The 25,103-nt window shown below is 67.3% G+C and carries 23 protein-coding genes and 1 tRNA gene; 19 read left to right on the top strand and 5 right to left on the bottom strand.

Going from position 1 to position 25,103, the window contains the following annotated elements:
* Nucleotides 1-129 precede the first annotated feature (129 nt).
* The 8 genes from pyk (at nucleotide 130) to FV560_RS14675 (ending at nucleotide 6,784) form a co-directional block, all read left to right on the top strand.
* Complete coding sequence (gene pyk / locus FV560_RS14710) at nucleotides 130-1,551, top strand: pyruvate kinase (RefSeq protein ID WP_159622312.1); 1,422 nt, start codon at nucleotides 130-132, stop codon at nucleotides 1,549-1,551.
* A 206-nt stretch (nucleotides 1,552-1,757) separates the two neighbouring features.
* Nucleotides 1,758-2,510, top strand: coding sequence for a hypothetical protein (locus FV560_RS14705; protein ID WP_159622311.1), 753 nt, complete (start codon nucleotides 1,758-1,760; stop codon nucleotides 2,508-2,510).
* A 2-nt stretch (nucleotides 2,511-2,512) separates the two neighbouring features.
* Nucleotides 2,513-3,220, top strand: a complete 708-nt coding sequence (locus tag FV560_RS14700; protein WP_159622310.1) for a hypothetical protein — start codon at nucleotides 2,513-2,515, stop codon at nucleotides 3,218-3,220.
* 63 nt (nucleotides 3,221-3,283) lie between these two features.
* Entirely contained in the window at nucleotides 3,284-3,853 is a 570-nt protein-coding gene (locus tag FV560_RS14695; protein WP_159622309.1) for a 5' nucleotidase, NT5C type, read from the top strand.
* Nucleotides 3,850-5,088 (top strand): arginine deiminase, encoded by a 1,239-nt coding sequence (locus FV560_RS14690; RefSeq protein WP_159622308.1) that lies wholly within the window; start codon nucleotides 3,850-3,852, stop codon nucleotides 5,086-5,088. The genes FV560_RS14695 and FV560_RS14690 overlap by 4 nt, the downstream gene beginning before the upstream one ends.
* An 84-nt stretch (nucleotides 5,089-5,172) precedes the next feature.
* Nucleotides 5,173-5,256 (top strand) — tRNA-Leu (locus FV560_RS14685).
* A gap of 101 nt (nucleotides 5,257-5,357) precedes the next feature.
* On the top strand, nucleotides 5,358-5,987 hold the full coding sequence (locus tag FV560_RS14680) for an ANTAR domain-containing response regulator (RefSeq protein WP_159622428.1): 630 nt from the start codon (nucleotides 5,358-5,360) through the stop codon (nucleotides 5,985-5,987).
* 86 nt (nucleotides 5,988-6,073) lie between these two features.
* Entirely contained in the window at nucleotides 6,074-6,784 is a 711-nt protein-coding gene (locus FV560_RS14675; RefSeq protein ID WP_159622307.1) for a GNAT family N-acetyltransferase, read from the top strand.
* Here the strand turns inward: FV560_RS14675 and FV560_RS14670 are convergent.
* Nucleotides 6,700-7,131, bottom strand: a complete 432-nt coding sequence (locus FV560_RS14670; protein WP_159622306.1) for a hotdog fold thioesterase — start codon at nucleotides 7,129-7,131, stop codon at nucleotides 6,700-6,702. The two genes, FV560_RS14675 and FV560_RS14670, sit on opposite strands and share 85 nt — an antisense overlap.
* Here FV560_RS14670 and polA point away from each other — a divergent pair.
* Nucleotides 7,130-9,838 (top strand): DNA polymerase I, encoded by a 2,709-nt coding sequence (polA, locus tag FV560_RS14665; RefSeq protein WP_159622305.1) that lies wholly within the window; start codon nucleotides 7,130-7,132, stop codon nucleotides 9,836-9,838. The genes FV560_RS14670 and polA overlap by 2 nt on opposite strands.
* Here the strand turns inward: polA and FV560_RS14660 are convergent.
* Nucleotides 9,832-10,665: a class I SAM-dependent methyltransferase gene (locus FV560_RS14660; RefSeq protein ID WP_159622304.1), complete on the bottom strand. Its 834-nt coding sequence runs from the start codon at nucleotides 10,663-10,665 to the stop codon at nucleotides 9,832-9,834. The two genes, polA and FV560_RS14660, sit on opposite strands and share 7 nt — an antisense overlap.
* Nucleotides 10,666-10,921: 256 nt before the next feature.
* Here FV560_RS14660 and rpsA point away from each other — a divergent pair, with 256 nt between their 5' ends.
* The 3 genes from rpsA (at nucleotide 10,922) to coaE (ending at nucleotide 14,402) form a co-directional block, all read left to right on the top strand.
* Nucleotides 10,922-12,415 (top strand): 30S ribosomal protein S1, encoded by a 1,494-nt coding sequence (rpsA, locus tag FV560_RS14655; RefSeq protein ID WP_159622303.1) that lies wholly within the window; start codon nucleotides 10,922-10,924, stop codon nucleotides 12,413-12,415.
* Nucleotides 12,416-12,528: 113 nt separating this feature from the next.
* Entirely contained in the window at nucleotides 12,529-13,176 is a 648-nt protein-coding gene (locus FV560_RS14650) for a pyroglutamyl-peptidase I (RefSeq protein WP_235020148.1), read from the top strand.
* On the top strand, nucleotides 13,173-14,402 hold the full coding sequence (coaE, locus tag FV560_RS14645) for a dephospho-CoA kinase (protein WP_159622302.1): 1,230 nt from the start codon (nucleotides 13,173-13,175) through the stop codon (nucleotides 14,400-14,402). Before FV560_RS14650 ends, coaE begins: the two co-directional genes overlap by 4 nt.
* A gap of 4 nt (nucleotides 14,403-14,406) precedes the next feature.
* Here the strand turns inward: coaE and FV560_RS14640 are convergent, their stop codons facing one another.
* Nucleotides 14,407-14,835 carry an OsmC family peroxiredoxin gene (locus FV560_RS14640; RefSeq protein WP_159622301.1) on the bottom strand — a complete coding sequence of 143 codons (429 nt, stop codon included), beginning with the start codon at nucleotides 14,833-14,835 and terminating at the stop codon, nucleotides 14,407-14,409.
* A 107-nt stretch (nucleotides 14,836-14,942) separates the two neighbouring features.
* On the bottom strand, nucleotides 14,943-15,701 hold the full coding sequence (locus FV560_RS14635; RefSeq protein WP_235020147.1) for an alpha/beta hydrolase: 759 nt from the start codon (nucleotides 15,699-15,701) through the stop codon (nucleotides 14,943-14,945).
* A 38-nt stretch (nucleotides 15,702-15,739) separates the two neighbouring features.
* On the opposite strand from FV560_RS14635, the gene uvrB reads away from it, so the two are divergent.
* The gene (uvrB, locus tag FV560_RS14630) at nucleotides 15,740-17,827 is read left to right on the top strand and encodes an excinuclease ABC subunit UvrB (RefSeq protein ID WP_159622300.1); all 2,088 of its coding nucleotides are present in this window, start codon (nucleotides 15,740-15,742) and stop codon (nucleotides 17,825-17,827) included.
* 16 nt (nucleotides 17,828-17,843) lie between these two features.
* On the opposite strand, the gene FV560_RS14625 is transcribed toward uvrB, so the two are convergent.
* The gene (locus FV560_RS14625) at nucleotides 17,844-18,827 is read right to left on the bottom strand and encodes an N-acetylglucosamine kinase (protein WP_159622299.1); all 984 of its coding nucleotides are present in this window, start codon (nucleotides 18,825-18,827) and stop codon (nucleotides 17,844-17,846) included.
* Nucleotides 18,828-18,947: 120 nt separating this feature from the next.
* On the opposite strand from FV560_RS14625, the gene FV560_RS14620 reads away from it, so the two are divergent.
* The 6 genes from FV560_RS14620 to FV560_RS14595 form a co-directional block, all read left to right on the top strand.
* Nucleotides 18,948-19,811, top strand: a complete 864-nt coding sequence (locus FV560_RS14620; protein ID WP_235020146.1) for a MurR/RpiR family transcriptional regulator — start codon at nucleotides 18,948-18,950, stop codon at nucleotides 19,809-19,811.
* Between the two features lie 47 nt (nucleotides 19,812-19,858).
* Nucleotides 19,859-20,614: a sugar isomerase domain-containing protein gene (locus tag FV560_RS14615; protein ID WP_159622298.1), complete on the top strand. Its 756-nt coding sequence runs from the start codon at nucleotides 19,859-19,861 to the stop codon at nucleotides 20,612-20,614.
* 87 nt (nucleotides 20,615-20,701) lie between these two features.
* Complete coding sequence (ngcE, locus tag FV560_RS14610) at nucleotides 20,702-22,132, top strand: N-acetylglucosamine/diacetylchitobiose ABC transporter substrate-binding protein (protein ID WP_159622297.1); 1,431 nt, start codon at nucleotides 20,702-20,704, stop codon at nucleotides 22,130-22,132.
* Nucleotides 22,129-23,151, top strand: coding sequence for a carbohydrate ABC transporter permease (locus FV560_RS14605; protein WP_159622296.1), 1,023 nt, complete (start codon nucleotides 22,129-22,131; stop codon nucleotides 23,149-23,151). The genes ngcE and FV560_RS14605 overlap by 4 nt, the downstream gene beginning before the upstream one ends.
* Nucleotides 23,148-24,023, top strand: a complete 876-nt coding sequence (locus tag FV560_RS14600; RefSeq protein ID WP_159622295.1) for a carbohydrate ABC transporter permease — start codon at nucleotides 23,148-23,150, stop codon at nucleotides 24,021-24,023. Before FV560_RS14605 ends, FV560_RS14600 begins: the two co-directional genes overlap by 4 nt.
* A gap of 269 nt (nucleotides 24,024-24,292) precedes the next feature.
* On the top strand, nucleotides 24,293-25,103 hold an 811-nt coding region (locus FV560_RS14595), incomplete at its 3' end, for a hypothetical protein (protein WP_200837718.1).

Genomic DNA, 25,103 nt, shown 5'->3' with positions numbered 1-25,103 from the left:
TAGAACGGGCCCCTCTGTGCGAACGGAGGGGTAATTCAGGACGAACATCTAGCGAGCTGTCGCGGGTGCGGACTACTCCGGTGGCCGCCATGTGCCTGCGTGACGGTCGGAAGGCATAAGGTTTGAGGTATGCGTAGAGCCAAGATTGTGTGCACGTTGGGTCCGGCCACGGAGTCTCCGGAAATGGTCCAGGCGTTGGTTGACGCCGGAATGGACGTGGCGCGGATCAACCGCAGCCACGGTGACGCGGACGCGCATGCTGCGGTGATCCGGCGGGTCAGGGAGGCCGCCGAGGCCGCCGGCCGGGCGGTCGCCGTCCTGGTGGACCTCCAGGGGCCGAAGATCCGGCTGGGTCGTTTCGTGGAGGGCAAGCACTATCTCGCCGAAGGTGACACGTTCACCATCACGACCGAGGACGTGCCGGGCACCAAGGAACTCGTCTCGACGACGTTCAAGGGCCTGCCGCAGGACGTCAACCCAGGTGACGCCATCCTGATCGACGACGGCCGTGTGGGCGTCCGGGTGACCGCGGTGGAGGGACCCCGCGTGGTCACTCGTGTTGAGGTCGCCGGGCCGGTGTCGAACAACAAGGGACTGAACCTCCCAGGTGTTGCCGTGAACGTGCCTGCTCTGTCCGAGAAGGATGCCGAGGACCTGCGCTGGGGCCTGAAGCAGGGAGCGGACTTCATTGCCTTGTCGTTTGTGCGCAGCGCCGCGGACTATGAGGACGTCGCCCGGATCATGGACGAGGAGGGGCGTCGCGTTCCGGTCGTGGCCAAGATCGAGAAGCCGCAGGCCGTGGACAATCTGCCGGAGATCGTCGACGCCTTCGACGGAATCATGGTCGCCCGCGGTGACCTCGGTGTGGAGCTGCCGCTGGAGCAGGTGCCGCTCGTGCAGAAGCGTGCCACCGAGCTGGGCTTGCGCAACGCCAAGCCGGTGATCGTCGCCACCCAGGTCCTGGAGTCGATGATCAGCGCACCGCGACCCACTCGCGCGGAGGCTTCCGACTGCGCCAACGCCGTGCTGGACGGTGCTGATGCGGTCATGCTCTCAGGCGAGACCAGTGTGGGTGAGTATCCGATCGAGTGCGTACGGACGATGGCCCGGATCATCGAGAACACCGAGGAGCACGGACTCGACCGCATCGCTCGGCTCCGCCACACTCCGCACACCCGGGGTGGGGTCATCACCAAGGCGGCGGCGCAGATCGGGGAAACCCTGGGAGTGAAGTACCTCGCGTGCTTCACCCAGTCCGGCGATTCGGCTCGACGGATGTCCCGACTGCGCTCGGCCATTCCGCTGCTGGCCTTCACCCCGGTGCCGGAGGTCCGCAACCAGCTGGCGCTGAGCTGGGGCGTGCAGACGTACACGGTGCCGCGTGTGCAGCACACGGACGACATGATCAATCAGGTCGACGTCGTGCTGAAGGGCGCCGACCAGGTTGAGGAGGGTGACTCTCTCGTCGTCGTGGCCGGTATGCCTCCGGGTGTGTCCGGTTCCACCAACTCCATCCGCGTCCACGCCGTCGGGGAAGAGCTCGGCGGCTGATCGTCCACGGCATCCGAGGGCGCCCGGTCCCGCGCATAGGCGCCGCCGGCGCCCTCGGTCCGTCTCTGAGCAGTTGCGCAGGTGGCGGTCGTGCTGACTCCCCGTGGTGCGCAGTGGCGGGCAGATCTGCCCGCCATGGGACGCGTGTGCGGCGGACGGTCGCGGTACCGTTCGGGGAGGTCGAGTATCGGACAGGAGTGATCGCAGTGCGCAGGAATCGGATGTGGGCGGCGGCCACCGCCGTGCTCGCACTGCTGGTGCCCACCGGATGCCAGCTTGTCGGCGGGCCGGAGGACGGCCAGCCGGATGGGTCCGATTCGTCCGCGGAGGGCAGCGGCGATACCAGTGGCGGCGATGGAGCCTCCGACGGGCCGGCTACGATCCCGCCGCAGCTGCTCGAGTGCGGTGACCCGTCCACACCGGACAAAGTTGACCAGGACAAGGGGACCGACCCGGATTCCAGCGACGATGGCGGGCTGCTCCTGACCGACACCGACCTGACCACTGCCAGCTGGTCGATGCCCGACGGTTTCCAGGAGGCTTTCGGCTACGTCGAGGACAACCCGGTCGAGACGCTCGACCAGATCTGGGTCGCAGAACCCACTGACTCGACCGTCCCGTCGCTCAATGTCGTCAACGTCGTCGTGTACACAGGGCTGGACTGGGGTCCGCTGGCCAGCGAGTGCGCGCAGGTGCCGTTGGACGCCGTCGAGGAGCGTCTCGCCGGCTACCGTGACCAGATCGGTGCCGAGCCGCTCACCGACGCGCAGATGACGGAGGTGGCAGGGCTGCCGGCGATCACACAGGAGGTTGGGCTCGATTCCTACGACTACGTCGGGTACTGGCTGTTCTCACGCACGGATCTGGTGCATGTGTACTGCCAGTGGACCGACGCGCAGTACCGGCCGGTCGTCGAGGACGGCTGCGCCGACCTGGTGGCGAGCGTACGGGTGGGCTGACGGTGGGTCTGACAGTGATCTGGCGTGCCGCCGTCGGGCTGCTCCTCGCCGGCGTGCTCACGGGATGTCAGGTGCCTGGAGCTGGAAGCGAGAACGCGCCCACGCCCGGCACCTCGGGTGAGACCTCTGACGGCCGCCCTGGTGAGCCGCGCCGCACGATCCCGCCGCAGCTGCTGGAGTGCGGAGCTCCCGATGCCGGGAACAAGGGTGCCGGTGAGGAGCAGATCGACCTGACCGACGCGCGCGTCGCTGCCGATGCGCGGTGGACAATCCCGGCCGGGTACACCGAGGCGGGCGGCTACTACGACGACCTCGCCTACGAGCGGCAGACTTTCCTGATCACGCTCGTTCCCGACGATCCGGGGTACGACACACTCGATCTGCTCGGCATCATCGGATACGAAGGACTTGACTGGGGCGACCTGGCACGCGAATGCGGCCAGGTGCCCGTGGCGGCCATGCTGGAGCGGGTCCAGCAATACCAGGACACGCTCGGCTCTGAGGCGTTGAACGAGCCTCAGGTGACAGAGGTGGCCGGCCTGCCTGCCGTGACTCAGGACATGCGCATACCGAACTACGACTTCCGCGGATACTGGCTCTTCTCCCAGACCGAGTTGCTCTTCCTGGGCTGCCAGTGGACGTCTGGGTCCGCGCGGCCCGAGATCGAGAGATCCTGCCGCGAGCTGGTGGAGAGTGTGGTGGTCGGCTGACCGCCGCGGCCGTGCACGTGGCACAGTAGGTTCTCCGGTGATCGATGCGACGAAGGAGACGATGTGGACGGCTCGGCCCTCGTGGTGGGAGTGGACATCGATGATGTCCTCTATGACTGGTCGGGCCGGGCACATCAGCTGTCGGTCCAGGCGGGCCTCGCCGGCGAGGTGCGGGCCATCACCTCCTGGACGCCGCACCGCGAGTACGGATGTACCGCGGAACAGTGGTGGGAGGTCATCGAGAGCGGGATCCACGACGGCAGCCTCTTCGGCGCACCACCGATCGCCGGTGCGATCGGGGCCTTGCAGCAGTTGCGGGCAGCCGGTCACCAGATCCATCTCGTCACCGCGCGGGGCAGCGGAGGGTTCAGCCCCTATGCCGCAGCGGTGCGGCAGCAGACGCACGAATGGGCGGCCCGTCACGGCATCCCGTACGACGATCTGACTTTCACGGCCGACAAGGCCCGTGTGCGGACGGACTACTTCGTTGACGACAGCGCCGACAACGTGGTGGCGATCCGGCAGACGGGTTCGCGCGTGTACGTGATGGACCGGCCGTGGAACAGCCACCTCGACCATCCGCACCGTGTTCGTCACATCACGGAGTTCGCGGCCGCGGTGCTCTCAGCATGACCCTCGGTGTCCACTCCGAGGTCGGACGCTTGCGCAAGGTGCTGGTCTGTGCGCCCGGCCGCGCGCACGAACGGCTGACACCCTCGACGGCGGACGATCTGCTCTTCGACGACGTGCTGTGGGTGCAGGCTGCTCAACGTGACCACGCCGACTTCGTCGATCAGCTCACCGGCCGTGGGGTCGAGGTTGTCGACCTGGGCGACCTTCTCACCGAGACGATGCAGTTGCCGCCGGCCCGTCGCTGGCTGCTCGACCGTACGATCGTGCCCAACCGGGTGGGTCTGGGCCTGGTGGCCGACACGCTTGCCTACCTGGACACGGTGCCTGCGCGTCAACTCGCGGACCACCTGATCGGCGGCCTGGCCACGACGGATCTTCCGCGTGAGTTCCGGCCTGCCTATGTGGCTCTCGCGGAGGTGAGCGGAACACCGCGGTCGGAGTATCTGCTGCCGCCGTTGCCGAACATGCTCTACACCCGCGACACGACCAGCTGGCTGTATGGCGGACTGACTCTGAACCCGTTGTACTGGCCGGCGCGACGTGAGGAGACCTTGCTGATGAAGGCCATCTACACGTTTCATCCGGAGTACGCCGACTGCCGAATCTGGTGGGGGGATCCGGAGCTGGATTGGGGCCACGCCACGCTTGAGGGCGGTGATGTGATGCCTGTCGGCAATGGCGTGGTGCTGCTGGGCATGGGGGAGCGGACCTCGCGACAGGCGATCACCCAGCTCGCGACCGTGCTCTTCGAGGCCGGTGCCGCCACACACGTGGTGGTGGCGGGAATGCCGAAACTGCGTTCGGCCATGCACCTCGACACCGTGTTCACTTTCGCCGACCGTGATGTGGCCACTGTGTACCCGGCGATCGTGGACGGCATTCATACCTTCTCTCTTTACCCGGCCGACCAGCCGCCGGGCCTCGAGGTCGTCGACGAGGGGGTCGGCACCTTCACCGACGTCGTGGCCCGGGCCATGGGCCTGCCTTCGCTCCGGGTGATCGAGACAGGCGGTGACGTCTACGCCTCGGAACGCCAGCAATGGGACAGTGGCAACAACGCCGTCGCCGTCGAGCCGGGTGTGGTGTTCACCTATGACCGGAACACGGTGACGAACGCCTTGTTGCGCGAGGCGGGCATCGAGGTGATCGAGATCCGCGGTGGTGAGCTCGGCCGTGGCCGTGGCGGAGGTCATTGCATGACCTGCCCGCTCGTGCGGGACCCGGTTGAGCAATAGCTCCGGCGATGCAGCGGCTCGGCGTGAAGAAGGTCGTGCAGATCGCGCTAGGATGTCTGCTCGCGGCCCGTGAACGGGCCCGATGCCCCGTTGGCGGAATTGGCAGACGCGGTCGGCTCAAACCCGGCTGCCCTCACGGGCGTCCCGGTTCGAGTCCGGGACGGGGCACGGGGAACGCAGGTGCAGCGGGCCCTGTCCACGCGCGTTAGGATCGCCTCGTGAGCACGGACGAGACCACCGGCGGGACGCCGGAGAAGCCTGACGCCAACTTGCTGGACCTCGACATCCCCGAGGGGGTGCCTGAGGAGAAGCCCGCCCCAGGGCGCACCCGCCGAGCGGTGGTGGCCGAGGACGAGGCGCTCATCCGTCTCGACGTGGTCGAGACCCTCGCTGAGGCGGGCTACGAGGTGGTCGGGGAAGCTGGAGATGGCGAGACCGCTATCCAACTCGCGACTGATCTGAAGCCGGACGTCGTCGTGATGGACGTCAAGATGCCTGTGCTGGATGGAATCTCGGCAGCGGAGAAGATCACGAAGGCCCGCATTGCCCCCGTGGTGCTCCTGACTGCGTTCTCCCAGACAGAGCTGGTGGAGCGGGCACGGGACGCGGGAGCGATGGCGTATGTCGTCAAGCCCTTCACCCCCGGTGACCTGCTGCCCGCACTGGAGATCGCGATCTCCCGTCACCAGGAGATCTCGGCGCTCGAGTCCGAGGTGGCAGATCTCACCGACCGCTTCGAGACCCGCAAGCGCGTCGACCGTGCCAAGGGCTTGCTGATGACGAAGATGGGCCTGTCCGAGCCGGAGGCCTTCCGGTGGATTCAGAAGACGTCGATGGACCGGCGCCTGACCATGCGCGAGGTGGCCGACGCAGTGATCGACCAGGTGGGCGCGAAGTAGTCACTCCCGAGGGCAGCGGGCCCGCCCGCCGGCCCAGGAGTGGGCGTAGTGTGTGAGAGCATCCGGACGAGGTCGTAGGAGGTGGCATGGCGGTGAGCATCGGAGCCGTGCGCGCCCGTCTCGCGGATGCCGCCGACCTGGACTCGGTGCTGCCCGTCCTGAGTTCGGCACGTGCGGACTCCCCGCTCGGACCGCAGTTCATCGCACCCGAGGTCGCCGGGCTCGACAGCCAGCTTGCTGCCTGGTTCGAGATGCCGGAGAGCCGGCTGGTGATCGCCGAGTCAGACGGGGCGACGGTGGGCATTGCCCTTGTCCAGCTGGTGTCGCCAGGATTGCTGTGCGATGTCCCGTACACGCAGATCGAAGCGCTGTATGTCGACGCCGAGCATCGACGTCGCGGGGTCGGCCGCGCACTGTTGCACCAGTGTGCGGTCCTAGCCGCTCGTCACGGGGCCGACCGTATGATCACTGCTCCGCTCACGGGCGCCCGTAGCGAGCAGCGGTTCCTCGCCGGACTGGGGTTCCTGCCTGCCGGTGCGCGCCGCGTGGCCGAGACTGCATCGCTGCTGCGCCGCCTCGAACCGAACGGGACGCCGTCGCGGGAGCGCCGGCCACGGGGTCTCGAGGAGCTCATCGCCCGGCGTCGCCGTAGTCGTGGGCTGCCGGAGACGCCAGCGCGCGGGATGGAACTGACGGCGCTGCTCGAGCGCAGTCAGGCGGAGTCCAGGAGCAGGCAGGTCAAGCGTGCCGTGCAGACCCGCCGTCCCGACTCCTCCTCCACGACTGCGATCTCGTAGGCGGCAGTCGAGCGGCCCAGGTGAATCGCCTGCGCTTGCCCGCGGACCCAGCCGTGGCGAACCCCACGATGGTGCGTCGCATTGAGATCCAGCCCCACTGCGGCGCGCCCTGGACCGGCGTGGACGGTCGCCGCGATGGAGGCGAGCGTCTCTGCCAGCGCCGCGGACGCGCCGCCGTGCAGCAACCCTGCCGGCTGTGTGTTTCCCGCCACCGGCATGCGTCCCGTCGTCCGGTCGGAGCCGATCTCGAGCAGCTCGATCCCGAGACGTTCCACCAGCGTTCCACGGAGGTCGACGTCCTCGGCGGGGGCGGTCGAGCGCGAGTCAGGGCCTGCAGTGTCGGTCATGCGTCCTAGGCTGTCAGGTGTGAGTGACACTGCGCGACCCCGACTCCTGCTCATCGACGGACACTCGATGGCCTACCGTGCGTTCTTCGCCCTCCCGGTCGAGAACTTCTCCACGACGACGGGCCAGACCACGAATGCTGTCTACGGGTTCACGTCGATGCTGATCAACCTGCTCCGGGACGAGGAACCCACGCACGTGGCGGTGGCCTTCGACGTCTCCAGCCAGACCTTCCGCAAGGACACCTATGCCGAGTACAAGGGGACGCGAGAGGAGACACCCCAGGAGTTCCGCGGCCAGATCCCGCTGATCGAAGAGGTCCTGGCGGCACTGAGCATCACGACCCTCGGCCGTGAGGGATTCGAGGCAGATGACATCATCGCCACCCTCGCCAGCCAAGCGGGCTCGGCCGGATACGAGGTGCTCATCTGCTCCGGCGACAGGGACACCTACCAGCTGGTGACCGACGGCGTCACCGTGCTCTACCCCCGCAAGGGCGTCTCCGACCTGGTGCGGATGACACCGGCTGCGGTCGAGGAGAAGTACGGGGTGCGTCCCGAGCAGTACAGCGACCTGGCCGCGCTGGTGGGGGAGACCAGCGACAACCTGCCCGGCGTTCCCGGGGTGGGTCCCAAGACGGCAGCGAAATGGATCCTGGCACATGGGGGCCTCGAGGGCATTGTTGCGAACGCCCCCGCGATCACCGGCAAGGCGGGCCAGTCGCTGCGGGACCATCTCGACCAGGTGCTGCTCAACCGCGAGTTGAACGAGTTGCTGCGGGATATGGAACTTCCGGTCGGGCTGGACGAGATCGTGCGTCAGCCGTTCGAACGGGAGCGTGTGCATCAGGTCTTCGACGCCTTGGAGTTCCGGGTGCTGCGGGATCGCTTGTTCGAGATGGATCCTCAGGACACCGAGTCCGCCACGGCGGAGTCCTTCGCCCTCGACGTCACCGCGTTGCAGACTGGCGCTCTGACCCGCTGGATGGATGAGCACGGTGACACCCGGCTCGGTGTCGATGTGAGGGGGAGCGCAGCCGCCGGTACGGGGGACGCGTGGGGACTGGCGATCGCGGCACCCGGTGGCGCCGTGCTGACGATCGACCTCACCGAGATCGCCCCGGAGGATGAGAAAGTACTGGCCACATGGCTCGCGAACGAGACCGCGGAGAAGGTGCTGCACGACGCCAAGACCGCGTGGCACTGCCTGGATGGTCGGGGTCTGACCCTGGCGGGCGTGACCTTCGACACCGCGACCGCCGCCTACTTGTGCCACCCGGACCAGCGTTCGTACGCGCTCGCCGACCTCACGCTGCGCTTCCTGGGGCGAGAGCTCAAGGCCGGCGACGGGAGTGAGTCGGAGGCATCCGGGCAGCAGATGCTGGTGCTCGACGGCCCGGATGAGATCGAGCTGTCCGCCGTCCGGGCGGCCGCGGTGGCCGAGCTAGCGGACGTGTTGACCGAACAACTCGATCAGCGCTCATCCGTCCCGCTGCTCACCAGCCTCGAACTGCCGGTGGCACACGTGCTCGCCGAGATGGAGAGGGCCGGTATCGCCGCTGACGTCGACTACCTGCGCGATCTCGAGCGCCAGTTCGACGATCACGTGCGATCGGCCGCCAGTCAGGCGTATGAGGTGATCGGGCGCGAGGTCAACCTCAGTTCGCCCAAGCAGCTGCAGGAGGTGCTCTTCGGCGATCTGGAGATGCCCAAGACCCGCAAGACCAAGACCGGGTACACCACGGATGCGGATGCCTTGGCGGACCTGTACACCAAGACGGAGCACCCGTTCCTGGAGCACCTGCTCACCCACCGGGATCAGATCCGGTTGCGGCAGACCGTCGAAGGACTGCTGCGTACGGTGGCCGCGGACGGACGGATCCACACGACCTACTCCCAGACGATCGCGGCCACGGGCCGGCTCTCGTCTGCCGACCCGAACCTGCAGAACATCCCGATCCGCACCGAGGAGGGCCACCGGATCCGGGCGGCGTTCGTGGTCGGCAGCGGCTACGAGTCACTGCTGACGGCCGACTATTCGCAGATCGAGATGCGGATCATGGCCCACCTCTCCGAGGATGAAGGTCTCATCGAGGCGTTCCGCTCCGGGGAAGATCTGCACTCCTTCGTCGGTTCGCGCGTCTTCGATGTCGCGCCCGAGGAGGTGACGGCCCCGATGCGGTCGAAGATCAAGGCGATGTCTTATGGGCTGGCGTACGGTCTGAGTGCCTTCGGGCTCTCACGGCAACTGAAGATTCCCACCGCAGAGGCGCGTGAGCTGATGGAGGAGTACTTCCAGCGGTTCGGCGGCGTGCGCGACTACCTCGCCTCTGTTGTCGACCAGGCGCGCGTGAACGGATACACGCAGACCATCCTCGGGCGCCGGCGCTACCTCCCGGACCTGACCAGCGACAATCGTCAGCGGCGCGAGATGGCCGAGCGCATGGCTCTGAACGCACCGATCCAGGGTAGTGCGGCGGACATCATCAAGGTCGCGATGATCGGTGTTCACCGAGCGATGTCCGAGCAGAAGCTGGCCTCCCGGCTGCTGCTGCAGGTCCACGACGAGCTCGTGGTCGAGGTCGCGGCGGGGGAGCAGCAGCAGGCCGAGAGCATCCTACGCGAGCACATGGGCGCGGCGGCCGACCTGGCCGTCCCGCTCGAGGTGAGTGTCGGCACCGGGGCCACCTGGCGTGACGCGGGTCACTGACGTTCGGCCACCATGATCAACGTGCCCGGTAGCAGTGCACCACGCTCGGGTCCCCACCCACCCCATACGTGGGTGTTGCCCGGTTGCCACTCCGGCTCGACGAGGTCGACCAGCATGTGCCCCGCCGCGATCAACTCTCGGACGTGATCGCTGATCGTCCGGTGGAACTCGGCGTACAGGGGCTGTCCCTGCGCGTCCCTTTCGACGTAGGGCGCCCGGTCGAAGTAGGACCGTACGAGGGTCAACCCCGCGTCGGTGGGGTCGTCAGGGAAGGCCCAGCGCACCGGGTGAGTGACCGAGCAGACCCACCGGCCGCCCGGACGCAGCACACGGGCTGCCTCGGCGTGCACCCGGTCGGCGTCCGGGACGAACGGGATGGCACCGAAGGCCGTGAAGACGACGTCGAACGACCGGTCCGGGAAGGGCAGATCACGTGCGTCAGCGACGACGAACGGCACCGGCACACCGGTGGCCGCGTCGAGCCGGGCGCTGGCGTGCGCCATCCCGTCAGCGACATCGCTCGCAGTGGCGCGCACGTGCCGGGCACGCAGCCATCGGGAGCACTGTGCGGCACCGGCGCCGATCTCGAGTACCTCCGCTCCGCGAAGTGTCGCGAGATCACCCAGCAGCCCGGCGTCGGATTCACGAAGCCCCTCCGGGCACCAGCGGAAGTCGGCGGCCCCGAGGAAGTCGCCGTGCTCGGCCAGGTAGCCGGGGGCCTCCTCCGACCACCAGTCAGCGTTGGCGGACGCTGCCGCCACCGGATCGACCGGTTCGTAGCCCGCGCGGGCGATCGGTTCTCGCGCCTCCGGCGCCGTCTCGTTCATGAGGCCATCATCACCTTTGCCAGGCCTTCGGTCGTCGGGGTAGGATTGCCGAGGTCATTCGTGCGTTCCTGCCTCCTGACATGGCGGTCGCCGCGGTCCAGCCCCTCGAAAGTTCTCGAACGGGCAGCCCGGTAGCCACCACGAGTCGCGAGTGGAGATCGTCCGAGTGCCATCGCGAGCGGCTCGCGGGACGAACTGCTCGCTGTTGTCCTGTGTCCGACCCACTATCCCTGTCCGCATCGGAGTCCAACACTCAATGACTATCACCAGCCCGGCCTCGACGAACGCACCGCAGGTCGCGGTCAACGACATCGGCTCGGAAGAAGATTTCCTCGCAGCCGTCGACGCGACCATCAAGTACTTCAATGACGGTGACATCGTCGAGGGCACGGTCGTCAAGGTCGACCGAGACGAGGTTCTCCTCGACATCGGTTACAAGACCGAAGGCGTCATTCTCTCGCGCGAGCTCTCCATCAAGCACGACGTCGACCCTGATGAGGTCGTCGCCGTCGGAGACGCCGTCGAGGCTCTCGTCCTCCAGAAGGAGGACAAGGAGGGCCGTCTGCTGCTGTCCAAGAAGCGCGCGCAGTACGAGCGCGCCTGGGGCACCATCGAGAAGATCAAGGAAGAGGACGGCGTCGTCACCGGCACCGTCATCGAGGTCGTCAAGGGCGGCCTTATCCTCGACATCGGCCTGCGCGGCTTCCTGCCCGCGTCGCTGGTGGAGATGCGCCGCGTGCGCGACCTGCAGCCGTACATCGGCCAGGAGATCGAGGCCAAGATCATCGAGCTCGACAAGAACCGGAACAACGTCGTGCTCTCCCGTCGCGCCTGGCTCGAGCAGACCCAGTCCGAGGTGCGTTCCACCTTCCTGCAGACGCTGCAGAAGGGGCAGGTGCGCCCCGGTGTGGTCTCCTCCATCGTCAACTTCGGTGCGTTCGTGGACTTGGGCGGGGTGGACGGCCTCGTGCACGTCTCCGAGCTCTCCTGGAAGCACATCGATCACCCGAACGAGATCGTGGAGGTCGGCCAGGAGGTCACCGTCGAGGTGCTCGACGTCGACTTCGACCGGGAGCGCGTCTCGCTGTCGCTGAAGGCCACCCAGGAAGACCCGTGGCAGGCCTTCGCCCGCACCCACGCCATCGGGCAGGTCGTGCCGGGTAAGGTCACCAAGCTCGTGCCGTTCGGTGCGTTCGTGCGTGTCGAAGACGGTATCGAGGGTCTGGTGCACATCTCCGAGCTGGCCCAGCGTCACGTCGAGCTGCCCGAGCAGGTGGCGAAGGTCGACGACGAGGTCTTCGTCAAGGTCATCGACATCGACCTCGAGCGCCGCCGCATCTCGCTCTCGCTGAAGCAGGCGAACGAGGGCTTCGACCCCACCAGCGACGAGTTCGACCCGTCGCTGTACGGTATGGCCGCCGAGTACGACGACCACGGCAACTACAAGTACCCCGAGGGCTTCGACCCGGAAACCAACGAATGGCTCGAAGGGTACGAGGCGCAGCGCGAGGCATGGGAGGCGCAGTACGCGTCCGCTCACGAGCGCTGGGAGGCGCACAAGGCTCAGGTCTTGCGTGCGATCGAGGCCGACGCGGAGTCCGCATCCTCCGGAGGCGGTAGCAGCAGTAGCAGCAGTCCTGCCGTCGAGGCGCCTGAGTCCTCCTACACCTCGGCACCGGTTGACGCGGGCGGCACCCTCGCCTCCGACGAGGCACTTGCCGCGCTGCGTGAGAAGCTCACCGGCAACTGATCGCAGGCTCTCCAGCCGCTGATCTGCGAAGGCCCGGACTGTCACCGACACGGTGGCGGTCCGGGCCTTCGTCGTCGCCGCACTCGAGCGTCCGGTCGTCATAGGCTGACCTCGTGCCTGAACGCCCACCGACCGTGTTGCTGACCGGATTCGAACCCTTCGACGGTGCTTCTTCCAACCCCTCGATCGATGCGGTGCGCCTGCTCGCCACCGCGTGGGACCGGGAGGAGGAGCTGGTCGTCGCGGAACTGCCCGTGGCCTACGGCCGGGCCGTCGACCAGCTCGAGGAACTGCTACGCGCGCACCGGCCCACTGTGGCCGTCGGTGTGGGTCTGGCCGGTGGACGCCGCAGGGTGAGCCTCGAACGTCTCGCCGTGAACCTGCGCGATGCCCGGATCCCCGACAATGACGGCGCACAGCCCGTCGATGAACCGGTGCTGGCCAATGGCCCCGCTGCCCGCTGGATGAGCCTGCCCGCCAAACGCATCGCGAGCGCGCTGGCCGAGGCGAGCATCCCCGCCGAGCTGTCGATGACCGCCGGGACCTATGTGTGCAACACAGTGGCGTACCACCTGGCCACGTGGGCCGCGTCGGTCCAGCCTGCTGGTACCGATCGCGTTCGCCCGTGTACAGGCTTCGTCCACGTCCCACCCGCTGACGTGCTCGGTGTCCCGGCTCTCGCCGGCGGTCTGCGTCTCGTGCTCGACGTGGCACTCGCAGGTGAGCCGGAGCTGGCGATCCCTGCTGGGAGCACCTCATGACAGCAGAGAGTCCGACGCGGGTTCCAGCGTTGAGCGTGGGGCTCACCGGCGGCATCGGTGCCGGGAAGTCCACGGTGACCCGGATGCTGGAGGCGAGGGGCGCCGTCGTGATCGATGCGGACGTGCTCGCGCGGGAGGCGGTCGCCGCCGGTACGCGCGGCCTTGCCGAGGTGGTGGCGACGTTCGGCGAGCAGGTACTGGACGCGGACGGCGCTCTGGACCGGCCGGCACTCGCGCGCCAGATCTTCGGTGATGACCGCGCCCGTCAGCGGCTGAACGCGATCGTGCATCCGCGAGTGCGGCAGGCTGCTGCTGCACGTGCCGCCGCCGTGGGCCCCGGGCGGGTGGCGCTGCACGACATCCCACTGCTGGTGGAGAACGGGCTGGCGGCCGACCACCACCTGGTGCTGGTGGTCGGCGCATCCGAGCCGGTGCGGCTGGATCGGCTGGCTGCACGGGGGATGCAGGCTGCGGACGCGCGCTCTCGTATGGCTGCCCAAGCCACGGACGACGAGCGTCGGCGTGTGGCTGACATCTGGGTCGACAACGGTGGCTCACTGGCGGCGACGCACGCGCAGGTCGACCGGGTCTGGGAGCGCCGGATCGCTCCGTACGCGCAGAACCTGCGCACCGGATCGCGGGCGGAGCGTCCTCCTGCGGCGGCCCTGGTGGCCGATCCGGGCCTGCCACGCACTTGGGCGATGCAGGCCGAGGACATCTTGACCCGGCTCCGGCGGGCCGCGGGTCAGTCGGCGCTCTCGGCGCACCACATCGGGTCCACCGCCGTTCCGGGCCTGGTGGCCAAGGACGTGCTGGACCTGCAGATCGGGGTTCAGGATCTGGCCACTGCCGATGTCCTGGCGGATCGGCTCACAGCGGCGGGCTTCCCGGCCATGCCGGGCCGGTGGAGCGACAGCCCGAAGGACCTCCGGGCCGAGGGTGGGTGGGAGAAGCGCTTCCACGCCAACGCAGACCCCGGCCGTCACGTGAACCTGCACGTACGGGTCGCAGACGGACCGGCCTGGCGGTTCGCGCTGATGTTCCGGGACTGGCTGCGTGCCGTTCGCGCTGAGCGGGAGGACTACGCCCGCATGAAGCAACGCCTGGCGGCTCAGACCACCAGTACCCGGGAGTACGCCGAGGCGAAGGAGCCTTGGTTCGACCAGGCGTGGCCCCGGATCCAGTCCTGGGCGACGGCGACGGGCTGGTACCCGCCGCCGTCGTGAGGCCTCAGGCTGCGAGCGTCGCTGAGAGCGTGATCGGTGTGGCCCTGAGTGCACCGGAGACCGGGCACCCCTCCTTCGCTGCAGCTGCGATCCGCTGGAAGTCTTCCTCGCTGATCCCCACCACGACCGCCGAGACGGTCAGTGCGATGCCGGTGATGCCGGTGCCGGGCTCGAAGGTCACCTCGGCGGCGGTGTTGACCGACTCCGGCGGCGTCCCGTTGCTCGCGAGTTCGTTCGAGAACGCCATCGAGAAGCAGGAGGCGTGCGCGGCAGCGATCAGCTCCTCCGGTGTGGTGGTACCGGCCCCGGGCTCAGTGCGGGCCTTCCAGGACACGTCGAACGTGCCCAGACCTGATGTGTCGAAGGTGGTGCGGCCGGATCCGTTGAACAGATCCCCGGTCCACGCGGTACTGGCGTTGCTGACGACGGCCATGGGTGTCCTCCCGTAGGTGGCAGTGTGTGGGTGGTCACCACCCATCCTGCCTTCCCAGTGGCTGTGCGTGCACGATCACCCGCCCACAGCTGCGAGAGAATCCCCGCTCAGGATGTCAGATGCGTCCGGAGGAAGTTCGCGACGGCGGCCACTTCTGCTGTCGAGACACCGTGCCCGAGCCCGGGGTACTCCGTGACGGTGACATCAGTATGCGAGGTGAGGAACGCCGTCGTGGCCGCGAAGACCTCGGGCGGTAGCAACGGGTCGGCACTGCCGTAGCAGGAGAAGACGGGCGGCCGGATCTGCGCCAGCGCCTCGTCACCGGCCACCGGCCCGGGGACGTGGAAGCCGGAGAGCACCACACCGCACCGGAACAGGTCCGGGCGGTTCCGCAGCAGGTGCGTCACCATCGCACCGCCCTGCGAGAAGCCGAGGACCCCGACCGGCCCTGGTGTGCCGGCCATGGCCCGGACGCGCTCCAGCCACGTCAGCACCCCGGCCGTGGCGGCCGCCGCGATCGCCGGATCCGGCGATCCTGCCGATGCCACGTCCTCGATGGGGAACCAGGCGTAGCCTCCCTGCGCCGGGAGCGGGGCCCGCAGGCTGGCCACGACGGCGTCGCTCACGAGTTCCGGAGCCAGGCCGGCGAGGTCATGCTCGTCCGCGCCGTACCCGTGCAGCAGGACCAGCAGCGGGCGCGACTCGAGCGCGGCCGCGAGATCATCAGGGCCGAATCGGGCGGGAAGCGTCCACACGAGGGCACCCTCGTCGATGGCCAGCAGGGCCGGCTGCCGACCGGCGTGGTGGGGGAGAGCGGAGGACGTCGACGAGGCAGAAGAGGCAGCAGAGGAGGCAGAAACGTCCACCCAGGCACGATGTCACACCCGGCGCGTACCGTAGTCCCATGCGTCCCGTGACCGATCTGCAGCGCACCATCGCCCCCTTCGAGGTGATCTCCGAGTACTCACCGGCGGGAGATCAGCCCACCGCCATCGCCGACCTGACTCAGCGATTGCAGGCCGGGGAGAAGGACGTCGTCCTCCTCGGTGCGACCGGCACGGGGAAATCGGCGACGACGGCATGGCTGATCGAGCAGGTGCAGCGGCCCACGCTCGTGATGGCGCCGAACAAGACCCTCGCCGCCCAGCTGGCCACCGAGTTCCGCGAACTGCTGCCCAACAACGCCGTCGAGTACTTCGTCTCCTACTACGACTACTACCAGCCCGAGGCCTACGTCCCGCAGACGGACACCTACATCGAGAAGGACTCCTCGATCAACGATGAGGTGGAGCGACTGCGACACTCGGCCACCAACAACCTCCTCACGCGCCGCGATGTCGTCGTCGTGGCGTCGGTCTCCTGCATCTACGGCCTGGGCACACCGCAGGAATACGTGGACCGGATGGTGCCGCTGCGGGTGGGGGACCAGGTGGAGCGCGATGACCTGCTGCGCCAGTTCGTCACGATGCAGTACACGCGCAACGACATGGCCTTCACCCGCGGTACGTTCCGGGTGCGTGGCGACACCATCGAGATCATCCCGGTGTACGAGGAGATGGCGGTCCGGATCGAGATGTTCGGTGACGAGATCGAGACCCTGGCCACGCTGCACCCGGTCACCGGCGAGGTCATTCGCACCGAGTCCGAGCTCTACCTGTTCCCGGCCACGCACTATGTGGCGGGCCCGGAGCGCATGGAGCGGGCGATCACGTCCATCGAAGCCGAGTTGGAGGAGCGCCTGGCCGAGCTGGAGCGCCAGAACAAGCTGCTGGAGGCTCAACGGCTGCGCATGCGCACCACGTACGACATCGAGATGATGCGCGAGATCGGTTCGTGCTCAGGCATCGAGAACTACTCCCGCCACATCGACGGCCGCGAGGGCGGGACTGCCCCGAACACTCTGCTGGACTACTTCCCTGAGGACTTCCTCCTCGTGATCGACGAGTCGCACGTGACCGTGCCGCAGATCGGTGCCATGTATGAGGGCGACATGTCCCGCAAGCGGACGCTCGTGGATCACGGATTCCGGCTTCCCAGCGCCATGGACAACCGGCCGCTGCGCTGGGAGGAGTTCCTGGAACGGATCGGGCAGACCGTGTATCTGTCGGCGACGCCCGGAAACTACGAGCTCAGCCAGTCCGACGGGGTCGTCGAGCAGATCATCCGGCCGACCGGGCTGATCGACCCCGAGGTGGTGGTCAAGCCCACCCAGGGCCAGATCGATGATCTACTCGCTGAGATCACCGAGCGCACCCGGCGTGACGAACGGGTGCTGGTGACCACGCTGACGAAGAAGATGGCTGAGGACCTCACCGACTACCTGCTCGAGCGCGGGGTTCAGGTGCGCTACCTGCACTCCGAGGTCGACACGCTGAGGCGGGTCGAGCTGCTGCGCGAGCTGCGGATGGGCAGTTTCGACGTGCTCGTCGGGATCAACCTGCTGCGCGAGGGCCTGGACCTGCCCGAGGTCTCGCTCGTCAGCATCCTCGATGCCGACAAGGAAGGCTTCCTGCGATCCGGCACCTCCCTCATCCAGACGATCGGGCGGGCCGCGCGCAACGTCTCGGGCCAGGTGCACATGTACGCCGACTCGATCACGCCGTCGATGCAGCACGCGATCGAGGAGACCAACCGGCGCCGGGAGAAGCAGCTCGCGTACAACGCCGAGATGGGGATCGACCCGACCCCGCTGCGCAAGCGGATCGGTGACATCACCGACATGCTTAGCCGTGAGGATATCGACACCAAGGAACTTCTCGAGGGCGGCTACCGGAAGGCCAAGGCGGGTTCGAGCCGCTCGGCGGGTGCGGGCGGTTCACGGGAGAAGCTTGCCGGTGCCGCGGCGAGCGACCTGGCCGACCTCATCCAGCAGCTCAACGACCAGATGCTCGCTGCCGCCGACGAACTCCAGTTCGAGCTCGCCGCCCGGTTGCGGGATGAGATCTCAGATCTGAAGAAGGAGCTGCGGCAGATGACGCAGGCGACCGCTTGAGAGCATCCGCTGACCGCTACCGGCGGGCTGCGATCGTCTCGGTCAACCGGTCGAATACTGCGTCGGTGACGGTGATTCCACCTCGGCGGAGCGCGAGGTTCGCTGCCCCGACCAGCCCGTCGGAGGTGAGGATCGGTTCCTGCTCCGGCAGCTGCGCACCGACGATCTCGGCGACGGCGGGCTGCTGCGTGAGCACGCTACCGCCGAAGACCACCGGGCCGCTGATGTCCGGGGCAAGCATCGCTGTGAGGGCAGCGCGCAGGGCGAGTGCGGCCTCGTGGACGATGGCGCGAGCGGTGGCGTCGCCGTCACGTGCGGCGTCGAAGGCGATCGGCGCCAGCTGCGCGAGCTCGACCGGACGCCAGGTATAGAGCAGGTCGACTGCGTGCTGGATGGCCCCGGGACGCCCCTCGACCTCCGCCGGTGCGTCCGGATCCAGGTCGAGCGCCGTCAGCAGCGCATCGGTCAGCGCCGTGGGATCGGCTCGACCGTCGAGGGCCGCCAGGCCGTGCCGGACGACCTGGTGGCCGACCCAGAATCCGGAGCCGGCATCGCCGAGGAGCCATCCGAGTCCGTCGGTCACGCGGTCCAGCTCGAAGTTCCGCACCCGAACGGCGACCGCGCCGGTGCCGGCCACGACTGCGTACCCGTCGGGCTGGGGGGTTGCAGACAGGAACGCGGCGAGCAGGTCGGGCTCGAGTGTGAGTGAGATCGGGAGGCCGGCCGCGTGCAGTGGGTCGTTGAGCCAGTCCGCCTCGCGCGCGACGCGACTGCCCGCCATGGCTGCGATACCGCCGGCGAGCCGCGACGGGTCGGCACCGGCGTTCGCCAGCGCAGCCTGACTCGCGGTCAGCACATTCTGTGCGGCCAGCTCCGGCCCTGCACTGATCGGGTTGCCGGATCCGGCCCGTCCGGTTCCGAGGCAGGTGCCGTCGGGGAGCACGAGTGCAGCACGTGTGGACGTGCCGCCGGCGTCGATGCCGAGATAACAGTTGGTCACGATTCCTCCGAGACGCTTGACGAACGTCGACACTGAGAATACCTTTCACGTACTTCGACGAACAAGCGAGAGGGATTTTCAGTGGCGAGCACGGTGACGGAGGTCGACCGGAACCTCCGGGTGACTGAGCGTATCCATGCCAACCGGACGTTGATGTCCGCGGCGATGCGCAAGATCGCCGATGTCGTGCTGGACGACCCGAGCGCGCCGCTGGAGCTGTCGATCACTGAGCTGGCCGACCGCGCCGGTACGTCGCCGGCGACGGTCACGAGGTTCTGCCGCCAACTGGGGTACCCAGGCTACGTGCAGTTCCGCGTCGGCGTGGCGACCGACTCGGGCCGCGGTGATGACTCCGACGCTGAGGGATGGCGGATCGAGATGGGGCGCACCCTCGATCCGGACGACTCCCCGGACGACGTGCTGCGGGCCCTGCTCAACGCCCATGTGCGGTCCTTGCGCGCCACCGCGGACGTGCTCGACCTCGACGCGGTCACCCAGGTTGCCGTGCGGATCGCCGCGGCCGACCACCTCGACATCTACGGCACCGGCGGCAGTTTCGCGATGGCCGACGAGATGCGTACCCGCCTCTACCGGATCGGCGTCAACGCCCACTCTTGGGGCGATGTCCACGCCGGCTTGGCGAGCGCCTCCATCCAAGGTCCCCAGACCACGGCCATCGGAATCTCCAACAGCGGCCGCACGCGCGAGACCATCGACATGCTCGCCCGGGCGCAGCGATCCGGGGCATTCGCGGTCGCCATCACGAGCTTTCCGTCCTCGCCGCTTGCGCAGCTCGCTGATGTCAGCCTGCTCGCCTCGGTCCCGGAGCAGTACCTGCATCCGGCCGACCTGTCTGCCAAGCACTCCCAGCTGTTCGTACTCGACGTCTTGTACCTGATCGTCGCGCAGCAGGACTACAGCGGTGCTGCCGCCAAGATCGCCGCATCCGCCGACGCGGTGGCGGCTCGACGTCGTCCGGACTGACCCGGCTTGATGCCTCGCCCTTCACCCGAAAGAACGAGAGGAACCCGATGATCTCTACCGTTGCCGACTTCCACCGCGAGGTGGCTGGTCGACTGGACACGCTCGCGCAGCGGGCAGCCGACGGGACGTTCGACCCGGCGGTCGATCTGCTCGTGAACGCTCTCGAAGCTGGTGGCGTCATTCAGGCGTTCGGCACCGGCCACTCCGAGGCTTTCGCGATGGAGATCGCCGGACGGGCCGGTGGGCTGATCCCCACCACCCGGATCGCGCTCCGCGATGTCGTCCTCCACGGCGAGCGTTCGGTAGCCGACCTCGAGGGCGCGACGATGGAGCGCGACCCGGACATCGTCGCGGAACTGCTGGCGGCCTCGCCGCTGCACCCGGAGGACGTGTTCGTGATCGCCTCCAACTCCGGAGTCAACGGATCCATCGTCGGACTTGCCCTGGCGGTGAAGGAGCGTGGCCACAAGGTCATCGCGGTCACGAGCCTGGAGCACACGATGGCGGTGCCGCCCAAGCACCCGAGCGGTCAGCGCCTCGCGGACGTGGCCGATGTGGTCCTCGACAACCTCGCGCCGTTCGGTGACGCGACGCTCACCCTCGGTGAGAAGTACGGCGCCGGGGCCGTCTCGTCGCTGACCGCCGCGTTCATCGCCCAGGCACTCACGCTCGGTGTGACCGAGCGCATGCTCGCTGCGGGATCCGTCCCGCCGCTGTACATCTCAGCCAACTCACCAGGAGGTGACGAGCACAACCATGCACTCGAAGAGCGTTACCGCGGCCGGATCCGGCGATCCGGCTGAGCGTGCCGCACGCCGGATGCGCGTGGCCGCTCGTCCTGTCATCACTGCACGATCCACTACCCCCACCACAGAAAGGTCGACGACGACATGAATGCCAAGCTCACCACCACCCCCGACCGCCGGACCGTACTCCGCGGTGGAATCATCACCGCAGCCAGCCTTCCCCTCGGTGTCACCCTTGCCTCCTGCGCCACCGGAGGTGGCGGCGAGGAGGAAACCACTGACGGCGGTGGCGAGGAGCCGGGCGGCGAGACCTCGGCCGACAACCCCTTCGGTATGGCCGAGAACACCACCGTCGACGCCGTCATCTTCGATGGTGGCTACGGCGTCGACTACGTCGAGTTCGCCGCCGACATCCTCGCCGAGACCCACGAGGGATCCTCGGTCGAGGTGTCCCCGTCGACGCAGATCGCCACCGAGCTGCAGCCGCGGTTCGTGGGCGGCAACCCGCCCGACCTGGTCGACAACTCCGGAGCCGGCTCGATCGGCTTCAACGCGATCCTCGACCAGCTCGAGGACCTCAACGATGTGATCGACGCTCCCAACCTCGAGGGCACCACGATCCGCGACACGCTCTACGACGGCGTCCTGGCCCCGAGCACCTACGAGGACAAGCTCGCCGCCATCAACTACGTCCTGACGGTCTATGGCGTGTGGTACTCGTCCAGTCTGTTCGAGGAGAACGGCTGGACCCCGCCCACCACGTGGGACGAGGCACTGGAACTCGGAGCCGCGGCGAAGGAGCAGGACCTGTACCTGTTCGGCTGGGGTACCGAGGCTGCCACCTACTACCAGACGCTGGCGATCGAGTCCGCGATCAAGGAGGGTGGCGACGAGGTCCGGCTGGCGCTGGAGAACCTGGAGGCGGACTGCTGGTCGCAGGACGCGATCCAGGGCGTCTTCTCGGCGATGAAGGAGGCCGTCGACGCCGGCTACTTCAAGCCCGGTGGCTCCGGTACCCAGTTCACGGCTGCTCAGGCGCAATGGTCCAACACGCAGGAGTTCCTGCTCTACCCCTCCGGATCCTGGATCGAGAACGAGATGCGTGATCAGACCACCGAGGGCTTCGAGATGAAGGGCATCTCCTCGATGAGCCTGACCTCGAGCCCGGCGCTGGGGGCGGACGCACTGCACTCCACAGCCGGTGAGCCGTTCATCGTTCCCTCCGACGGCAACACCGCCGCAGGCAAGGAGCTGCTGCGGATCATGCTCTCGAAGGAGGCGGCCGAAAACTTCGCCGCGACGAAGCTCGCTCCGACCATCGTGCGGGACACGGTGCCGGCGGACGGATTCGGCTCCACGGCCCTGGTCTCCCAGACCGATCTGCTCTCGGCAGCCGGGGAGAGCATCTTCACCTTCAATTTCGTCAACACCTACGGAATGAACTCCGAGCAGCTGCCGATCTGGAACTCCTTCCTGGACGGCAGCAAGTCGGTGGCCGACCTCACGAGCGAGCTCCAGGCGATCACCGACCGGATCCGGGAGGATGACACGATCGACAAGGTCGAGGTCTCATGACCCTCTCCGGCTCGGTCATCGACGGGCAGCCGCCGAACCAGACCACTCCTACGGGGCCCGTTCCCGGGCCCCGTAGGGGGCGGCGCCGGAAGTGGACACTCGACCGGATCAGCTTCTTCATCGTCTTCCTCGGACTGCCGCTGGCGCTGTTCCTGATCTTCGTCATCAACCCGTTCATCCAGGCCGGGTACTACTCGCTGACCAACTGGTCAGGATTCTCGCCGGAGCAGGAATTCGTCGGGCTGCAGAACTTCATCGATCTCGCGCAGGACCCACGCTTCACGAATGCAGTGGGCAACAGCGTGGTCCTCGGGTTGGTGGTGCCCTTCGTGACGCTGACGATCGCGCTCATCTTCGCGATCCTGATCACGATCGGCGGTGCCGGCCGCGGGCAGATCCGGGGCGTCAAGGGTGCCGGGTTCTACCGGGTGGTCTCGCTCTTCCCGTACGTCATCCCGGGGATTGCCATCGGCCTCATCTGGCGCCTGATCCTGGACCCCAGCAGCGGCCTCGTCAACGGTGTGCTGACCGGGTTGGGGCTCGACCAGTTCGAGTCCTTCGCCTGGCTCGGCAACGTGACCACGGCCATGCCTGCCTCGATCTTCGTGATCGTGTGGGGCTTCGTGGGCTTCTACATGTTGCTGTTCATTGCGGCGATCAAGGGCATCCCTGCCGAGATCTACGAGGCGGCGCGCCTGGACGGCGCCGGCCGGGCACGGATGAGCTGGTCGATCACCCTGCCGCTGATCCGCGACAACGTGCAGACGGCCTATATCTACATCGGCATCATGGCGCTCGACGCCTACGTGTACATGCAGGCGCTGAATCCGCAGGGCGGGCCGGACAGTTCGACGCTGGTGATGTCCCAGCAGCTGTTCCGGACTGCGTTCGCCGAGAGCAAGTTCGGCTATGCGAGTGCCATGGGTGTGGTGATCGCACTGGTCACGTTGGTGTTTGCGGCCCTGGTGTTCACGGTGAACCGCCTGGCCGGCGGTAAGGACGAAGGAGGTGCCTCATGAGCGCCACGACAACGCGGCCGCAGACGCGCAAGGTAGTGCCCGCCAAGGGCGACCGTCCCGTGGCCGTCGCCTCGCACGGTGCGCTGGTTCTCTGGTGTGTGCTGGTCATCGCCCCGATGTTGTGGACACTGCTGAGTTCGTTCAAGACGTCGGGCGAGATCTTCGCGTCCCCGTTCGGACTGCCGGCCGAGTGGAGCTTCACGAACTACGCCAATGCGTGGGTGGACTCGGGGTTGGGCGATGCGTTCATCAACACTGTGATCGTCGTCGGCACTGCCTTGGTGCTGGTGATGCTGCTCGGGTCGATGTGTGCCTATGTGCTGGGACGGTTCGAGTTCTTCGGGCGCCGGGCGATCTATTACCTGATGCTCGCAGGGCTCACGTTCCCGGTCTTTCTGGCGATCGTGCCGCTGTTCTTCGTGCTGCAGAACCTCGGCCTCCTCGGGACGCTTCCGGGGCTGATCGTCACCTACGTCTCCTTCGCGCTTCCGTTCACCGTCTTCTTCCTGTATTCCTTCTTCCGCGGTCTGCCGGTGGAGATCAGTGAAGCGGCAGCGATCGATGGCGCGGGGGAGTGGCGCACCTTCTTCCAGGTGATGCTGCCGATGGCCCGTCCGGGCATGGCCTCGGTGGCGATCTTCAACTTCCTCGGGCTCTGGAACCAGTTCCTGCTTCCGGTGGCTCTGAACACCGACCGCGACAACTGGGTCCTGGCTCAGGTGCTGGCCAGTTTCATCTCCTCGGCAGGGTACGCCGTCGACTTCGGCGCGATGTTCGCTGCGGCGGTCGTGACGATCGTGCCAGTGCTGGTTGCCTACATCGTCTTCCAGCGTCAGCTGCAAGGCTCGGTCAGCCAGGGCACGATGAAGTAGGCCTCCGAGAGCGCCGGGCCGCCGTTCGACCGCGTGAGAGCGTTCGAATCGCGACTGGAAGGCGCTCCTCGAGGATCGGCTGGTGGCCGGGTGCACTCTCTGCACCCGGCCACAGTCATGTGTGTCCGTCGTGAGTTCTCGGGCACGGCCGCTACTCGACTGTTCAGTTTTGATGACACTCGTGTGCACGAAACCTCGTACGCGACGCTGGCTCCGCTGCTACGTTGCGATCTGTTCTTGGAATGTTCGGACAAACGAGGAGCTGTCGGATGAGTATGTCTGGTCGGTTGGTGGCGTTCGCCGTCGCCTCGGCCGTGTTCGTCGGTTCGGGAATCGCCGGTTTGGCCGGGGTGACGATGTCGACGGCGTCGGCAGCTCCGGGTGATGGCGTGTTGACGGTTCAGGTCAGTCGTGACTTCTCTGGCGATGGTGTCTATGACGCGGCGTTCGATCCGCCGCAGGCTGGTGTCGAGGTGACTGTCACGGATGGGACGGACTCGATTGGGCCGTTGGTGACGGACTTCTCGGGTCAGGTGTCCTTCGATCTGTCGACGCTGTCGGGGGAGGGGTTCCGTGTCGATGTCGCCGTGACCGATCCTGAGCTCGATCATCTTCAGGCGGCGCCGGCGGCGACTGCTGACACTGTGAATGCGTTCCGCAGTTTCACCACGTTCGTCGACGGTGCGACGCAGACGATCCACGTGGGTGTGTGGAACCCGGACACGTATGTGGAGGAGAGCACCCAGCTCGCTGTCGCGCAGCAGATCAGCAGGGACGGTCCCAGTAGTCATCGATCACTGGTCGTGACCGACTGGGACAACCGCGGGCCGAACACGATGAGCGATGCAGACAATACGGATGGCATCACAACGCTCGCCACCCAGGCAGAGACCGGGACGGTTCTTGGCTTGGCTTGGGACCACTCCACGAACCAGATCTACTCAGCAGCGTATGCGAAGGCGCATACCTACTACGGGCCGGGCGGTCGTGGTGGTCTGTACCGGACCGATGTTGATGGTGGTGGCCCGGGGAACACGGAGTTGTGGGCGACTGTGCCGAATGCGGGTACGGCGGTTCACC

Origin of the sequence: Ruania rhizosphaerae (assembly GCF_009805705.1) — a bacterium.
Classification (GTDB): domain Bacteria; phylum Actinomycetota; class Actinomycetes; order Actinomycetales; family Beutenbergiaceae; genus Ruania; species Ruania rhizosphaerae.
This window is presented reverse-complemented; position numbering and strand designations above follow the sequence as displayed.

Bases quoted from the DNA above. Each gene is read 5' to 3' on its own strand.
- pyk (WP_159622312.1), top strand. From the start codon at position 130: ATGCGTAGAGCCAAGATTGTGTGCACGTTGGGTCCGGCCACGGAGTCT.
- FV560_RS14690 (WP_159622308.1), top strand. From the start codon at position 3,850: ATGACCCTCGGTGTCCACTCCGAGGTCGGACGCTTGCGCAAGGTGCTG.
- FV560_RS14675 (WP_159622307.1), top strand. From the start codon at position 6,074: ATGGCGGTGAGCATCGGAGCCGTGCGCGCCCGTCTCGCGGATGCCGCC.
- polA (WP_159622305.1), top strand. From the start codon at position 7,130: ATGCGTCCTAGGCTGTCAGGTGTGAGTGACACTGCGCGACCCCGACTC.
- FV560_RS14670 (WP_159622306.1), bottom strand. From the start codon at position 7,131: ATGACCGACACTGCAGGCCCTGACTCGCGCTCGACCGCCCCCGCCGAG.
- FV560_RS14660 (WP_159622304.1), bottom strand. From the start codon at position 10,665: ATGAACGAGACGGCGCCGGAGGCGCGAGAACCGATCGCCCGCGCGGGC.
- rpsA (WP_159622303.1), top strand. From the start codon at position 10,922: ATGACTATCACCAGCCCGGCCTCGACGAACGCACCGCAGGTCGCGGTC.
- coaE (WP_159622302.1), top strand. From the start codon at position 13,173: ATGACAGCAGAGAGTCCGACGCGGGTTCCAGCGTTGAGCGTGGGGCTC.
- FV560_RS14640 (WP_159622301.1), bottom strand. From the start codon at position 14,835: ATGGCCGTCGTCAGCAACGCCAGTACCGCGTGGACCGGGGATCTGTTC.
- uvrB (WP_159622300.1), top strand. From the start codon at position 15,740: ATGCGTCCCGTGACCGATCTGCAGCGCACCATCGCCCCCTTCGAGGTG.
- FV560_RS14615 (WP_159622298.1), top strand. From the start codon at position 19,859: ATGATCTCTACCGTTGCCGACTTCCACCGCGAGGTGGCTGGTCGACTG.
- ngcE (WP_159622297.1), top strand. From the start codon at position 20,702: ATGAATGCCAAGCTCACCACCACCCCCGACCGCCGGACCGTACTCCGC.
- FV560_RS14605 (WP_159622296.1), top strand. From the start codon at position 22,129: ATGACCCTCTCCGGCTCGGTCATCGACGGGCAGCCGCCGAACCAGACC.
- FV560_RS14600 (WP_159622295.1), top strand. From the start codon at position 23,148: ATGAGCGCCACGACAACGCGGCCGCAGACGCGCAAGGTAGTGCCCGCC.